This is a genomic window from Nonomuraea sp. NPDC049129 (genome assembly GCF_040648495.1).
GTDB lineage: Bacteria > Actinomycetota > Actinomycetes > Streptosporangiales > Streptosporangiaceae > Nonomuraea.
This window is the reverse complement of the sequence record NZ_JBEZDU010000023.1, coordinates 1-14,675: the sequence shown is the minus strand read 5'-3', so window position 1 is coordinate 14,675 and position 14,675 is coordinate 1. Positions and strand designations below refer to the sequence as shown.

The 14,675-nt window shown below is 70.1% G+C and carries 11 protein-coding genes; 7 read left to right on the top strand and 4 right to left on the bottom strand.

Features of this window, described 5'->3' with window-relative positions:
- Positions 1-22: 22 nt before the first annotated feature.
- Both AB0B64_RS46350 and AB0B64_RS46345 read right to left on the bottom strand, forming a co-directional pair.
- Positions 23-1,726, bottom strand: a complete 1,704-nt coding sequence (locus AB0B64_RS46350) for a hydantoinase B/oxoprolinase family protein (protein ID WP_358189201.1) — start codon at positions 1,724-1,726, stop codon at positions 23-25.
- On the bottom strand, positions 1,719-3,722 hold the full coding sequence (locus tag AB0B64_RS46345; RefSeq protein WP_358189195.1) for a hydantoinase/oxoprolinase family protein: 2,004 nt from the start codon (positions 3,720-3,722) through the stop codon (positions 1,719-1,721). The genes AB0B64_RS46350 and AB0B64_RS46345 overlap by 8 nt, the downstream gene beginning before the upstream one ends.
- A gap of 106 nt (positions 3,723-3,828) precedes the next feature.
- Between AB0B64_RS46345 and AB0B64_RS46340 the strand changes: the two genes are divergently transcribed.
- The 5 genes from AB0B64_RS46340 (at position 3,829) to AB0B64_RS46320 (ending at position 10,729) form a co-directional block, all read left to right on the top strand.
- Positions 3,829-5,352: a hypothetical protein gene (locus AB0B64_RS46340; protein WP_358189186.1), complete on the top strand. Its 1,524-nt coding sequence runs from the start codon at positions 3,829-3,831 to the stop codon at positions 5,350-5,352.
- Positions 5,352-6,869, top strand: coding sequence for a serine/threonine-protein kinase (locus AB0B64_RS46335; protein ID WP_358189179.1), 1,518 nt, complete (start codon positions 5,352-5,354; stop codon positions 6,867-6,869). The genes AB0B64_RS46340 and AB0B64_RS46335 overlap by 1 nt, the downstream gene beginning before the upstream one ends.
- Positions 6,870-6,957: 88 nt before the next feature.
- Positions 6,958-9,060 (top strand): DUF6421 family protein, encoded by a 2,103-nt coding sequence (locus AB0B64_RS46330; RefSeq protein ID WP_358189170.1) that lies wholly within the window; start codon positions 6,958-6,960, stop codon positions 9,058-9,060.
- Complete coding sequence (locus AB0B64_RS46325) at positions 9,057-9,686, top strand: SDR family NAD(P)-dependent oxidoreductase (RefSeq protein WP_357960116.1); 630 nt, start codon at positions 9,057-9,059, stop codon at positions 9,684-9,686. Before AB0B64_RS46330 ends, AB0B64_RS46325 begins: the two co-directional genes overlap by 4 nt.
- Positions 9,683-10,729 carry a low specificity L-threonine aldolase gene (locus AB0B64_RS46320; RefSeq protein ID WP_358189153.1) on the top strand — a complete coding sequence of 349 codons (1,047 nt, stop codon included), beginning with the start codon at positions 9,683-9,685 and terminating at the stop codon, positions 10,727-10,729. Before AB0B64_RS46325 ends, AB0B64_RS46320 begins: the two co-directional genes overlap by 4 nt.
- Positions 10,730-10,766: 37 nt before the next feature.
- On the opposite strand, the gene AB0B64_RS46315 is transcribed toward AB0B64_RS46320, so the two are convergent.
- Positions 10,767-12,215, bottom strand: coding sequence for an NAD(P)/FAD-dependent oxidoreductase (locus AB0B64_RS46315; RefSeq protein WP_357960122.1), 1,449 nt, complete (start codon positions 12,213-12,215; stop codon positions 10,767-10,769).
- Positions 12,216-12,372: 157 nt separating this feature from the next.
- Entirely contained in the window at positions 12,373-13,026 is a 654-nt protein-coding gene (locus AB0B64_RS46310; protein ID WP_357960125.1) for a DUF305 domain-containing protein, read from the bottom strand.
- A 121-nt stretch (positions 13,027-13,147) separates the two neighbouring features.
- Here AB0B64_RS46310 and AB0B64_RS46305 point away from each other — a divergent pair, with 121 nt between their 5' ends.
- Both AB0B64_RS46305 and AB0B64_RS46300 read left to right on the top strand, forming a co-directional pair.
- Positions 13,148-13,855 (top strand): DUF3105 domain-containing protein, encoded by a 708-nt coding sequence (locus AB0B64_RS46305; protein ID WP_358189138.1) that lies wholly within the window; start codon positions 13,148-13,150, stop codon positions 13,853-13,855.
- A 212-nt stretch (positions 13,856-14,067) separates the two neighbouring features.
- A complete protein-coding gene (locus tag AB0B64_RS46300) occupies positions 14,068-14,262 on the top strand; it encodes a hypothetical protein (RefSeq protein WP_357960130.1) in 195 nt (64 codons plus the stop codon).
- The last annotated feature ends 413 nt before the right edge of the window (positions 14,263-14,675 follow it).

The window sequence follows — 14,675 nt, the reverse complement described above, 5'->3', positions numbered from 1 at the left end:
GTGGACGTCCGCAGCCGCTGGATCAGCGGGTGAGGCCGTAGTCCTCCTGGGCGCCGCGTTCCGTGACGTGGCCCGCGTCGAGGTCGGCGAGCACCGCTTCGCGGTCCCGCTCGTACGGGGAGCCCATTCCGCCCCCGCCCGTCGTCTCCACCACGAATGCCTCACCCGCGGCGAACCGTACGTTGTTCACCTTCGACGCCAGTCGCTCGACCGTCCCGTCCAGGTGGCGCTTGAAGAAGCCGCCGACCCGTCCCGGCAGCCCGCCGTCGCGGCCCGGCGGGGCCAGACGCAGCCGGTCGCCGCGCGTCGTGACGTGGCAATCCGCCAGGAACCGGTACACGGTCCGCGAGCCCAGCCCGCCGCGATGCCGTCCGGGGCCGCCGGAGTCCGGGATGGTCTCGATCGACTCCACGATCAGCGGGCAGCGGCTCTCCACCGGCTCCGCCTGCGGCACCGAGTTCCGGCCGATGCCGAAGTGCACGCCTGTCGCGTCCGGCCCGTCGAGCCCCCGCCGCGCGCCGACGCCGCCGAAGTCGTACGACAGGTGGATCCAGTACGGTGCCCCGACGGCCGCGATCGAGAACGGCTGGAGGATGCCGCTGGGCGCGATGGCCCGCTCCGGTACGGCATCCGACAGCGCTTGGAAGATGGCCTCCATGGCCGCGTAGATCGGCACGTACCGTCCACCGCACGGGTAGGGAGAGCGGGCGTTGAGCAGCGAGCCCTCCGGCAGCCGTACCTCGATCGCGCGCAGGCAGCCGTCGTTCATGGGAATCGTCGGATCGAGGAAGCAGCGCACCGCGAAGACGGCGGCGGCCAGCGACTGTGACGCGGACGCGTTGATCGCCGCCGGCACCTGCGCCCCGGTCCCGGCGAAGTCCACCACGGCCCTCATCTCGGGCGCCTGAGGCTCGACGCGCCCGCCATCGGAGGAGTGGCGTTCCAGGGTGATGGCCACCCTGACATCATGCGATTTTTCAGGACTTATTCCGTCGTCGTCGATCGGGTACGACGCCTCGAAGCGGCCCTCCGGGAGGTCGGCCAGCGCGGTCCGCGTCCTGGCCTCCGTGTAGTCGAGGTAATCGTCGATCCCGCTCGCCAGCCCCGCCGCCCCGTACTCCGCCACCAGCGCCCCGACCCGGGCGGCCGCCACGGCGGTGCCCGCCACGAGCGCCCGTACGTCGCCCATGACCTTGTCCGGCGTACGGCTGTTGGCCCGCAGGATGGCCTCCACGGCCGGTTCCAGACCGGCGGAGGTGGCCAGCCGTACGGGAGGCAGCTGGAGCCCTTCGAGGAAGATGTCGGTGGCCAGCGGCGCCATGCCACCGGCGGACAGCCCGCCCAGGTCCGACACGTGGATCATGGTCGCGGCGAAGTAGGCGGGCCGGTCCTCGACGAAGACGGGCCGGTAGACGAGCAGGTCGTTGGTGTGCACGCCGCCCCGGTAGGCGTCGTTGAGCACGTACACGTCACCGGGCCGCATCGTCTCCAGCGGCACGTCCCGGACGAGCTCGGGCAGGGCGACCTTGAGCGCCATGCTGTTCATGAGCGTGGTGGCCATGGAGTGCGCGATCAGCCGTCCGCGCGCGTCCAGGACGGCGGCGGAGGCGTCGGACCCCTCCACGATGAACGTCGAGTACGCCGACCGCACGACGACGATGCTGGCCTCCTCGGCGGCGACCACCAGCGCGTTCCGCAGCACCTCGGCGGTCAGCACGTCACTCATGCGGCTCCCTGCTCAGATGTACGGCCCGCGCCGGGCCCAGCGTGGCGGTCCACCCGGGCGGCACCACGATCGTGGACTCGGCGTCCTCGATGATCCCCGGACCGGGCAGCACCGCCAGCGTGTCGCGGGTGTGCACCGGCACCTCGACATAGTCGCCCAGCTCCGCGAAGTACGCGGACCGCACTCCAACCGGGCCGGAGCGCACTCCAACAGGCTCCGAAAGAGCCCCGGGGACCGGGGCGGCGGGCAGGGTGACGCGGACCCGGTAGCTGACGATCTCCACCTCGCCCCGCTGCGAGATCCCGTAGACCCGCTCGTACCGGTCGAAGAACCGCCCCTCCAGCTCCGTACGCGACGAGCTCCACGGCACGGTCAGATCATGCGACTGCCCCCGGAACCGTACGTCCACCGACCGCGAGACCCGCACCCCCGGATCGGACGGCGACACCCCGAGATCCTCCGCCGCCGCCCCGGCCAGCGAGTCGAACACGTCCGAAGGATCCCCGGCGTCCAGCCGCGACAGCACCCGGTCCGTCGACAGGTCGCCCACCAGCAGCCCGGCCGCCGACGCGACCCCGCAGTGGGCGGGCACCACCACGGTCCCGATCCCGAACCGCTCCGCCACCCGCGCCGCGTGCATCGGCCCGGCCCCGCCGAAGGCCACCAGCGCGTACCCCCGCGGATCGATCCCCCGCTGCACGGTCACCACGTGCACGGCCGCGGCCATCGAGGCGCTGACGATCTCGTGGACGGCATGCGCCGCCGCCGCTCTGGACACCCCGAGCGGCCCGGCCAGCCGCTCCAGCGCCTTGTCGGCGAGCGGCGCGGACAGCGGGATCGACGCCGATGTCAGGTAGCCGAGCACCAGGTTCGCGTCCGTGACCGTCGGCTCGGAGCCGCCCAGTCCGTAGCAGGCGGGCCCCGGGTCGGAGCCGGCCGAGTGCGGGCCGACGCGCAGCGCGCCGGCGGCGTCGAGCCAGGCGATGCTGCCGCCGCCCGCGCCCACCTCCGCCAGGTCGATGGCCGGGGTCTTGATCGGCACCCCGGTCCCGGCCCGACGCCCGCCGAAGCTGCCCTTGCCGCCGACGTGGAACTCGTGCGTGATCTCCGGCCGCCCGTCACGCACCACACAGGTCTTGGCCGTCGTCCCGCCCATGTCGAAGGAGATGACGTTCGCGAACCCGCTGCCCGCCGCCGCGAGCACCCCAGCCGCCGGGCCGGACTCGATCATGGCGACGGCTCGCCTGGCGGCCAGCTCGGCGGAGATCACGCCGCCGCTCGACTCCATCACGTGGACGGGCGCCTCCACACCCAGCGTGGCCAGCTGGTCGCGCAGCCTGGAGAGGTACGAGGCCATGATCGGTCCGATATAGGCGGACATGATGGTCGTCGTGGCCCGCTCGTACTCGCGGATCTCCGGCCACACCTCGGACGAGACGACCACGTTCTCGACCGATTCGCGAAGGATCGCGGCCACCTGCCGCTCATGGTCGGGATTGGCGTAGGAATGCACCAGGCACACCGCAGCCGACGTGATGCCCCGCCGCGCGATCTCCGCCGCCACCCGCCGTACGGACTCCAGATCGAGGGGCGTCAGTACGGCCCCGCGCGCCGACACCCGCTCCACCACCTCGAAGCAGTCGCCCGCGGCCACCGGCGGGGGCGGCGGGGTGAAGCGCAGGTCGTAGCGGTCCTCCTCGACCCGGGCGTACCGGCCCAGGGGGACGACCGAACGGAAGCCCTGGGTGGTGACGTAGGCCACCCGCACGCCCTTGCGTTCGAGCACGGCGTTGGTGGCCAGCGTGGTGGCGTGGACGACCCGGGTGACCGACGCGGGGTCCACGCCGGCGAGCACGCGTGTAACACCGTCCGTAATTCCGGCGATGGGGTCGTAGGGGGTGCTCAAACACTTGGCTACCGTTACCTCGCCCACATGACCGCGCAGGACCACGTCGGTGAAGGTACCGCCTACGTCGATGCCGATCGCGTAGCCCATTCCGGTACCGTAGACGTCCAAGCAAGCGCTTGTCTATGAGCACGTCTATTGACTTCCGGCAGGTGATTGAGACCCTTATTTCGATAACTGCGAAATTGGAGCGGAGATGGCACGTCTCACAGCTCTTGCCGGGGGTGTCGCGGCGACACTCGTCCTGCTTGCCCTGCCCGCGGCGGCGCACGAGCATCCCAGCGGGATCACCGACCTCGTAACCCCGGCCGTGGTTCGCGTGGAAGCCTCCTCGCACGTCGAGATCACTCTGCTCGATCACATAGGCGAGCTGATGCATGTGGAACGGTCCTACGAAGTCCCCTTAGGCGTGGGAACGGGCATCGTGGTCAACCCCGAGGGCGCCATCGTCACCCTCACCCGCGTGGTCAAGACCGACAAGGACGTGGCGGTCTACGCGGCCAACAAGATCTTCGCCGAGCACCACAAAGTGAAGATCCCGATCGACTTCGAGCGGCACAAGGTCAAGGACGACCTGCTCGAGCACCACTTGAAAGAGTGCTACCCGCCCAAGACCAACGTGTCGACCTGCATCATCAACGTCACCACCAACGTCACGATATTTCCGAACGTCTCCCCGGCCGACCCCAAGGGCATCAAAGCCGACATCGTCAAGACCGGCCCGCAGCCCGACAGCCCCGCCGTCCTGATCCCCACGGGCCGGGCCGTCGGCAGCGTCGGCATGCCCACCGCGCCCCTCGCCGACAAGGTGCCCGACCAGCAGGGCTCGCCCACCAACGTGGCCGGGTTCACCGACCGGCCCGGCGCGAACGTCAAGGAGACGGTGGAGATCGCGCACCTGGGCAAAGGCGGCGGCGGACAGGACGCCGGCCGGAGCTTCGCCGATCCGGAGAAGAAGGTCGACGAGCCCGTGAAGCTCGGCGCCCTGGTCGATCGCGGCCTGCTCGGCGCGCCGGTCATCGGCGACAAGGACGGCCACGTCATCGGCATGCTGATCGGCGGCGGCAAGGAAGCCAGGATGATCGGCGTCAGGGAGATCCTCGCCGCGCTGGCCAAGGCCGGGGTCGCGCCGCGCCGTGGCGCCATCGACGCCGCCTTCGAGGCGGCGCTGACCCGCTACCACACCAAGTACTACACCGAGGCCGCGCCGGGCTTCCAGCGCGTGCTGGAGCTCTATCCCGGCAACGTGGTGGCGGCCAAGCTGCTGCAGACCTCCCTGCAGAAGCGGGGCGGCCCGGAGGACGCGGGCAGCAAGCAGGCCGTGGCACCGGCGCCCAGGAGCATGCCGCTGTGGCCGTTCATCGTCGCCGCCGGGGTGCTGTTCGTGGCCGCGGGCGCCGGGGCGTACCTGCTGTGGCGGCGCCGCCGTACTCCTGACGACCAACCTGAGCAGCCACCACCGCTGGTCGCGGCGGCAGCGGCGGCGGCCGCGGCCTCGTCGGTGTCGTCCGCGCCGACCTCACCGCCGGTGCCGCTCGACGAGGGCGCGAACCAGACCGTCGTGGTCCGCAGGTCGCAGCCCTTCCAGGTGATCCCGCAGCAGAAGCAGGTGCTCACCGAGCAGGACCAGCCGTCGGTCAAATACTGCACCGCGTGCGGAATGCGGCTGGGGGCCGCGCACCGCTTCTGCGGCTACTGCGGCCACCCCATCGAGACGTGATGCCCGTGAACGACAGATCGCTCGTGGGCCAGGAGGTGGCCGGCTATTACATCGAGGACATCGTGGGCAAGGGCGGCATGGCCGTCGTCTACCTGGCGCTCGATCCGAGGCTGAGCCGGCGGGTGGCGTTGAAGATCCTGAACCCGGTGCTCAGCGTCGACGACCGGTTCAGGCAGCGCTTCATCCTGGAGTCCCGGACGGTCGCCAGCATCGAGCACCCCAACATCATCCCGATCTACGAGGCGAACGCCGACGCCGACGGCGTGCTCTACATCGCCATGCGCTACGTCGACGGCCTCGATCTGCGCCGCCTCATCTACGACCGGGGGGCGCTGCCGATCGCGCAGGCGAACCAGATCATCTCCCAGGTGGCCGCCGCGCTCGACGCCGCGCACGCGCACGACCTGATCCACCGCGACGTGAAACCGGCCAACATCCTGCTGGCCGGGGATCACGTCTACCTGACCGACTTCGGCATCACCAAGCACCGTACGTCGATCTCCGGGCTGACCCAGACCGACCAGTTCATCGGCACGCCCCGCTACATGGCGCCCGAGCAGATCAACAAGGAGCACATCGACGGGCGGTGCGACCAGTACGCGCTGGCCTGCGTCGCCTACGAGGCGCTGTCGGGGCGGCTGCCGTTCCCGCGCGACAACGACATCGCGCTGCTCTGGGCGCACTTGGCCGAGCAGCCCACGCCGCTGTCACAGGTCAGGCCGGAACTGCCGGTCGAGGTCGACGGTGTGATGATGCGGGCGCTGGCCAAGTCGCCCGAGCAGCGCTACCCGTCGTGCACCGCGTTCGTCACCGCGCTGCGCGACGCGATCAGCGGCCAGCCCGCCGCGCCGTCGCCCACCCCGTCGTCGGCGGTACGCCAGAGCCGGAAGGCGACCTCCGCCGGGTCCGGCGGCCCGAGCAGGCTGCCGCTCGTGGTGGCCACGGTGATCGCGGCCATCGCGGCGCTGTCGCTCGTCGTGCTGCTCGTCATGACCCAGAAGGGCGACTCCTGGGCCCGTTACCAGAGCACCACCGCCGCCCCGCTCACCTTCGAGTACCCGGCCGACTGGACCGTCAGGACACACGGCGACCTGTTCGTGGTGGCCTCGCCGCACGCCGCCGAGTTCGAGTCGATGTTCGTCTCCGGGGCGGCCGCGGACTGGACCGCGGTGAACGAGGTCATCACCGGCGACGCCGACAACGCCGTGGGCGTGTACGTGCAGGTCTCCGACGCGCTCAGCGCGAGCGCGACCGCCGCCCAGATGAAGGCCATGCTCGAAGGGCTGCTGCCCGGCGAGATCGTGGTAGACCAGCCCGTACCCGACCGCGCCGGCGACAGCGACGCCACCCGGTACGACGGCTCCCTGCGCGACCGCAACAGCGGCAACCGGCTCGGCTTCGTCAGCTACGTCATCGACCGCCGGCCCAAACCGCTGCTGGTGCTGTACTTCTGCGCCAAGAACCGCTGCGACGACGCCACCGAGGGCCGCGTCAGGCAGAGCGTCCACCTCTCCTGACATCTCACCATGCGGACAGGTTTGGCGGTTTTGGGCATCCCTATATGTATATTTTCCCGTAGAAGATGCTTATGGCGGGAGATATTTCATGCAGGCGTTCCCCAGGGTGCTGTTCGACGAGGCCCACAGCGAGTCGTGGACCATCCGGCGCGAGGTCGCCGAGGCCATCAACCCGGCCCACCCCGACGACAACAGCTACGCCCGCGCGGCCGAGCTGCTGCGGCGTCTGGGGCACACGGTGACGGCCCGTCAGACGGGACCGCTCGACGCGGGAACGCTCCAGGAGCAGGACGTGCTGGTCATCGCGCATCCGTCGGGGGAGCGGTGGGAGCGCACCACGGGGCAGGGGAGCCCGGTGTTCTCCGCCGCCGAGTTGGACGCGGTGGCGGCGTTCGTCGCCGGTGGCGGCGGGTTGGTCGTGCTGGCGGAGGAGGAGCAGGACAAGTACGGCAACAACCTGGCCGAGTTGCTGGGCCGGTTCGGGGTGGGTGTGACGCACGCCACGGTGCGGGATCCCGGGCACGCTCACCGTGGGGTGGCGACCTGGGTGCTCGGCGAGCGCGCCACGAGTGACGGGCTGCTGGCCGGGGTCAAGACCGCCTGCTTCTACCGCTCCGGCGCGCTGATCCTTGCGGATTCTTTGGCGGACGCGGCGTCGGCCGACGCGGATTCGTCGGTGGACGCGACCGTGTTGTTCACCAGTTCCGGGAGTGCGGATCCGGCCGGGGCGCCGCTGGCGGTGGCGGTGCGGCACGGGCGCGGCCGGGTCGTGGTGTTCGCCGACTCGGACCTGTTCGGCGACGACTCGATCGAGGACTACGACCACCGCACTTTGTGGGGGAACGTGGTCACCTGGGCGGCCCGCGTGCCGGACGACGGCGCCACCGGCTCCCGGGACGAGCGGAAGGCGGGCCTGTTCGCCGCCCTCAAGGCGACGGTCGAAGAGCTCCGCCCGCTCCAGGTCAAGGACGGCTCGGTGCCCGCCGACAAGCCCCAGGCGAAGGCGCTGGTGGCTGCGATCGACAGCCAGCTAGCCGAAATATCGCCATATTTCCCGCAGGACGCCGCCTACCTGTCCGCCGTCCGCGCCGACCTGGCCAACTGGAGCGCCCAGGATCTGGGCGTACCGGACTTCCTCGACTCCCTGGAGCTGTTCCACCCCGACACCCAGCGGGTGGACGGCCTGGAGCACCTCGTCGTGTTCCCCATGTACACCCAGAACGGCAACCCGAACCGCACCCTGGAGGCCGTCTGGCTCCGGACGATCTGGCCGGACTGGCTGGCCGAGCTGGAGTCGTCCGGCTACGACAACCCGATGTTCGTGCCGATCGCCTTCGAGGACTTCACCTCCGGCTACGACACCCACTCGGCCGTGCTCTTCCCGGAGACCGTCGCCGTACGTCAGGCACCCGAGCGGTTCACCTGGGGCGGCATCTTCGCCGACCGTGAGGCCGCCAGGTTCCGGCGGGTCGCCACGGCCGCCACGGCGACGCTCAAGCTCGACCTGCCGCCGGACGCGGCCCGGCTGCTGGAGTCGCAGCGGCTGGCCCAGGACACCTTCGTCATGTGGGACCTGATCCACGACCGTACCCACAGCCACGGTGACCTGCCGTTCGACCCGTTCATGATCAAGCAGCGCATGCCGTACTGGCTCTACTCGCTCGAAGAGCTGCGCTGCGACCTGACGGCGTTCGGCGAGGCCGTACGGCTGGAGGAGAAGGGGGTGCCGCACGCGCGGTACGTCCAGCACGCCATCCTGTTCGACCGGCTGTTCCGCTTCCCGATCACCGGTGACCGGGTGCGCAACTACGACGGGCTCGGCGGGCAGCTGCTCTTCGCGTACCTGCACCGCAACGACGTGGTGCGGTGGACCGACAACCGGCTCACGGTCGACTGGGAGCGCGTGGCGGGCGGCGTCGCCGATCTGCGGGGCGAGGTCGAGAAGCTGTACCGGGACAGCATCGACCGGTCCAAGCTGGCGCACTGGCTGGCCGCGTACGAGCTGGTGAGCGGGTACGTCGAACCGAGCCCCGGATCGACGTGGGCCAAGGGGATCCAGGCGCTGCCGGAGGAGCAGAAGGCCAAGGTGGACGCGGTGCTGCCGGACGAGTTCCCACTGAGCATGTTCTATGAGGCACTGCGCCGTAAGCTGGCCGAAGTGGTCGAATCGACTAGGGGGATCCGGGCATGATCATTCTGGTTACGGGTGCCGGTGGCCCCACGGGTCAGGCCGTCTCCGGATTTTTCCGGAAAAATGGGCACACTGTGATCGGGGTCGGCAGGGACGACGTCGACCTTCTCGACCGTGCGGCCGTACAAGCGCTCGCGGACCGGATCTCCACCGAGCACGGCCACGTCGACGGGGTGGTGCACCTGGTCGGCGGCTGGCGCGGCGCGAAGTCGTTCGCCGAGACCGACCTCGACGACTGGGACACCCTGCACGACCTGCTGATCCGCACGCTCCAGCACGTCTCGCTGGCCTTCGAGCCGCTGCTGCGCAAGAGCCAGAACGGCCGTTTCGTGATCGTCTCCGCCAAGGCGGCCCAGCACCCCACGGCGGGCGGCGCTCCGTACGCCGCCGCCAAGGCGGCCGCGGAGGCGTGGACCCTGGCCCTGGCCGACGCACTGAAGGACACCCATAGCGCGGCGGTCATCTTGGTCATCAAGGCCCTGGTGAACGACGCCATGCGCGCCGCCAAGCCGGACGCCCGTTTCACCGGCTTCACCGACGTCAATACGCTGGCAGAGGCGATCGGCGACCTCTACGACCGGCCCGCCGCGCAGCTCAACGGCACCAGATTGGACCTCACTCAGTGATTGCCCGGCACGACCCGCAGCTCAAGAGCTTCGCCAGCGACAACTACGCGGGGGTACACCCGGAGATCCTGCGTGCCATCGCCGACGCCAACGGCGGCCACCAGATCGCCTACGGCGACGACGTCTATACCGAGGCCCTGCTGAACGTCTTCCAGCGGCACTTCGGTGAGCGGGCCCAGGTCTGGCCGGTGTTCAACGGCACCGCCGCGAACGTCGTCTCCCTGCGCGCCATGACCGCCCGGTGGGAGGCGGTCATCTGCGCCGAGACCGCCCACATCCACACCGACGAGGGCGGCGCGCCGGAGGTCGTGGGCGGCATCAAGCTGCTGACCGTACCCACGCCCGACGGCAAGCTCACCCCGGAGCTGATCGACCGCCAGGCCTGGGGGTTCGGCGACGTCCACCGCGCCCAGCCCCGCGTCGTGTCCATCTCCAACACCACCGAACTCGGCACCCTCTACACCCCCGAGGAGATCGCGGCCGTCTGCGCCCACGCGCACGAGCGCGGCCTCCTCGTCCACCTCGACGGCTCCCGGCTCACGAACGCCGCCGCCGCTCTCGACGTCCCGCTGCGGGCGCTGACCACCGACGCGGGCGTCGACGTCCTCTCCTTCGGCGGCACCAAGATCGGCCTGCTGTACGGCGAGGCGGTCGTGGTGCTCAATCCCGAGGCGGCCGGCGGCATCGACTACATCCGCAAGACGTTCATGCAGCTGTCGTCGAAGATGCGGTTCGTGTCCGCCCAGTTCGAGGCGCTGCTCTCCGGCGACCTGTGGCTGCGCAACGCCCGCCAGGCCAACGCCATGGGACAGCGGCTGGCGGCGGCGGTCCGCGACATCCCCGGCGTCGAGGTGCCGCGGCCGGTGGAGGCGAACGCGGTGTTCGCGGTGCTGCCGCGTGAGGTGACGGAGCGGCTGCAGAAGCGGTTCCGGTTCTACACCTGGAACGAGGCGACGGGGGAGGTGCGGTGGATGTGCGCCTTCGACACCACCGAAGCGGACGTGGACGCCTTCGCGGCCGCGATCCGGGAGGAGATGGGCTGACTCTTTGGGCCCTTAGGGCTCTTAGGGCTTAGGGCTCTCAGTCGGTGAGTGCGAGGCGGGCGGCCTGCCAGCCGCCCATGCCGTGCACGGCCGCCCCGGGTGGCGTGGCCGCCGAGCAGAGGAACACCCCCGGCAGCGGCGTCCGCCAGGGCGCCGCCGACCACACCGGCCGCCTGACGAACTGCCCCAGGCTCGCCAGCCCACCCCCGATGTCGCCGCCCACCAGGTTGGGGTTGGCCGCCTCCAGCTCGGCGGGCCCCATCGCGTGCCTGGCCAGCACCCGGTCGCGGAACCCCGGCGCGAACCGTTCGATCTGCCCCTCGATGGCGTCCGTCATGTCGGCCCTGGACCCGTTCGGCACATGGCAGTAGGCCCACAACGTGTGCCCGCCCCGGCTGTCGTCGGCCGCGTACGGCTGCACGAGCAGCACGTACGGCCGCGGTGAGTGCCGCCCGTGGGCCATCTCGGCCTCGCTGAGCGCGATCTCCTCCAGCGTGCCCCCGAGGTGTACCGTCCCGGCCGCCGCCACCGCCGGATCCCGCCACGGCACGGGTCCGTCGAGCGCCCAGTCCAGCTTGAACACCCCTGGCCCGTACCGATAGCGCTCCAGCCCCCTGCGATACCCGGCCGGCAGCTCGGCCATCGTCAGGAACTGCCGGGGGGTCACGTCGAGCACCACCGTCTCGGCGTCCAGCTCCCGCAGGTGACGTACCCGATGCCCGGTGACCGCCTCCCCGCCCAGCGCCCTGAGCCTGGCCACCAGGGCGTCGGCCAGGACCTGCGACCCGCCCTTCACCACCGGCCACCCCACCAGGTGCGCCAGGGCCGCCAGGAGCAGGCCGTACCCGCTCGTCATGGGCGAGCGCAGGTCGAGCATCGAGTGGGCGGCCATGCCCGCGAGCACCGCCCGCCCCTCGACGGTCCGGAACGCCCGCCGCCCGAGTGTCGTGGCCGGCAATGCCGCCGCCACCCCGAACCTGGCCGCCTGCGCGAACACCCGCGGCCGTGGCTTCCAGGGCCCGAGCGGCTTGAGCAGCAGATCGACCAGCGGCAACCCGGCCCGCGCCGCCGCCCCCACCGTCCGCTCCCACACCGCCGCATCCTGCCCCAAACCGGCCGCGGTACGGCGGGCATCACGGTGCACGAGCACGGCGGGCCGATCGTCGAGCGGATGAGCGGCGACCACAGCGGGATGCACGAACTCCACCGAACCGACCTCACCCCCACGGAGATCGGACTCTTTGGGGCCGGATCCACCGGCACTGATCCCGAGCTCTCTGAAGACGGGTGAGGCCAACGCCATCGCCATCACGGTCGCACCCAGATCGTGCACCCGCCCGGGCAGCGTGACCTCCGCCGACCGCAGCCCCCCGCCGAACTGATCGGCCGCCTCCAGCAGCAGCACCTCACGCCCGGCCTGAGCCAGCAGCACGGCGGCGACCAGCCCGTTCGGCCCGGACCCCACCACAACGGCGTCGGCACTCACCTCAGGGCCGCCTCAATCCGTGACGCCGCGCGCTCACTTCATCCCCGCCTCAGTCCCTGGCGGCGCGAGCCCACGTGAGGCCCGCGTCAATCCAGCTCATTGCCCTGAGACGCCTCGCGCTCACCTCAGGCCCGCCTCAATCCATGGCGCCTGGCGCTCACTTCAGGATCGTCGGGTACGGCTGCGCGCCGCGCTGCTTGAGCATCTCGGTCATGAGCTTGATCTCGCCGGTCTGCCCATCGATGATCTTCTGCGCCATGTTGACCACCTCGTCCCGCGTGGACAGCTTCAGCAGACCCTCGGCCATCTGCACGCCGCCCTCGTGGTGGCGGATCATCAGCTGCAGGAAGAGCACCTCGGCAGCCGTGCCCTGCAGCTCCTTGAGCTTGGTCAGCTGATCCGGCGAGGCCATGCCCGGCATCGCCCCGCCCACGGGAACGGCCGCGGGGGCGGCCGACGTGCCCGACCCGCTGTGCCCGTGCCCGGCCATCCAGGCCATCGGCCGCCGGTCGGTGGCCTGGTCGAGCTCCCATTGCTGCAACCACCCCTGGAACATGCCCCGCTGGTTGGACTGGGTGGTGATGATGTCGTAGGCCAGGTTTCTGATGTCCTTGGACTGCGTCTTGTCCCTGATCGTGAACGACATGTCGACGGCCTGCGCGTGATGCGTGGCCATGTCGCGAGCGAATCCGGCCTCCGCCGAGGCGTCGCCGGGAGTGCCGCTCCGACCCCATACGAGGAAGATCACCGCTCCGGCGAGTACGAGCACGGCGCAGGCGATGAGCAGTGAGTTCTTGGCGGGCTTTTCCATGGCTCGTCCAGCGTACCCATCTCATCGCCGAGACGAGTCCGGACACTTAAGACGCTCTTATTCTCCGCATACTGCACTAGGGCATAGGGTGACCCGGAGTTGGCATGCCGATGGAGGAACGATGACGAAGGAGAAGGCGCAGGCGCGGCGCGAGCATCTGCAGAAGATGCGAGCGCAGCAGAAGAGCAAGGAGCGCCGCGCCGCGCTGTTGATGTGGGGGGCAGGCGGACTCGTCATCGTGCTGCTCGTCGGAGTGGTCGGTTTCTACTTGGTCAAGCAGGCCAAAGAGACATCATTGGGGGATGTGGCCAACTACAAGTACGAGGCGGGCCAGCACGTCTGGAACACGGTCACGTACAAGGAGACCCCGCCGGTCGGCGGCCAGCACAACAACTACTGGCAGCAGTGCGCGGTCTACGACAAGCCGATCCACAACGAGCACGCCGTCCACTCGCTGGAGCACGGCGCCCTGTGGATCACGTACCGCCCCGACCTGCCGAAGGCGCAGGTCGACGCACTGAAGAAGACGGCCACCTCGACGGGGCAGCAGGACTACATGCTGGTCAGTCCGTACCCGAACCTGCCCGCTCCGGTCGTGGCATCGTCCTGGGGCCACCAGCTGAAGCTCGACAAGGCCGACGACCCGAAGCTCGCGGCGTTCATCAAGAAGTACCAGAACGGCCCGGACACCCCTGAAGCCGGCGCCATCTGCGGCGGCCCCGACGCCATCACCACGACGGCAGACCAGGCCCCCCTCCCACCGGAGCCCAAGGGCCAGGCCAGCCAGCCCCCCACGGAAATGATCAGCCCCAGCCCCACCAACAAGTAACCCCAAGCTCGGGCCTCCCTGGCGGTCGGGCGGCGCCTCCCAGGGGGCTCCGCCCCCTTCGACCCCCGAAAAGCATGGTCTTCGCTTTCGCTCAGGCTGCCTTCTCGGGGGCTCCGCCTTTCGGCGGGGGCCTGCCGGTCCCCGCTACCCCCGGACGCGATCCCGTCGCGGCTGTCAGACGCGGGGGCACAGGCTGCTGGACTGTCGGCCCGGTGGGGGGTGATGACGTCTACGGCCAGGACCCGCGCCTACGCGGCCTGCTGGAGCAATGCGGGGTCGGCTACGTGCTGGCGATCGCGGGCAACCGGCAGGTGAAGCCGGATGGAACCGACAGCAGCGCCGCCGATTCGCCGTCGGGGTGGCCGATCGGAACTGGCACCGCTACCGCGCCGGCCATGGCGCCATAGGCTCGCGTTGGTATGCCTGGGTCTGGGCGCATCGATGAAACCACCGCCGAGGGATACCGGTGGCTGCTGATCCGCCGCAATCTGACCACCGGTGAACTGGCCTTCTATCGCTACTCCGCACCCACGGAGAGGCCGCTGATGGCTCTGATGAAGACCGCGGGTATCCGTGGGCGGTGTCACTGGGGTATTACGTGATGGCCGACGCGCTGTGGCGCCTTGACGTCTGGGCAGGGCCGGGCCGGAGGTGGGCAAATGATCGTCACTTTACGTGCTCGTGATGTAACAATGAGTGTCATGCCGTCCCCCCGACATGACACCCTCATCAAGCTGTTCGCCGATCGCCCTCAACTGGCGGTGGAGATCCTGCGTGACTTCCTGGGGGCGGACCTGCCCGCCACTCCGCTGATCCGGCG